The sequence below is a fragment of the Nonlabens ulvanivorans genome, assembly GCF_000732625.1.
GTDB lineage: Bacteria > Bacteroidota > Bacteroidia > Flavobacteriales > Flavobacteriaceae > Nonlabens > Nonlabens ulvanivorans.
The window spans coordinates 1-346 of sequence record NZ_JPJI01000035.1 but is presented as its reverse complement, the minus strand read 5'-3'; the positions used below and the strand labels follow the sequence as shown (position 1 = coordinate 346).

Here is a 346-nt window from a genome sequence, read left to right as displayed (position 1 = left end):
GATTTAAAAAAGAAAACTAATCCTGGCTATTCTGGAATAGGACGTTTACGCGGTCTTGCAGAATTAAGAGGTCTAGAATTAGGAATCAAAAGATCACTAGCTTAAAAATTAAAACTAATGGCTTGAAATTTTACTCAAGCACAAAAATTATATCATGTCTACAAAATTTGAAACACGATACGCAAACAGTCCAGAAGCTGTAAAAGCTTATAATACGACTCAACTAAGAGATGAATTTTTAATTGACAAGCCTATGGTAGGAGGCGAGATCAATCTGGTTTATACACATTATGACAGATATATCGCTGGTGGCGCAGTTCCTACTAAACCATTAAAGCTTGAAACG

At 34.7% G+C, this 346-nt stretch carries 1 pseudogene; it reads left to right on the top strand.

Annotation, left to right across the window (positions count from 1 at the left end):
* Positions 1-154: 154 nt before the first annotated feature.
* Positions 155-346 (top strand): annotated as a pseudogene (locus tag IL45_RS14545) (5-dehydro-4-deoxy-D-glucuronate isomerase); the annotation flags it as partial.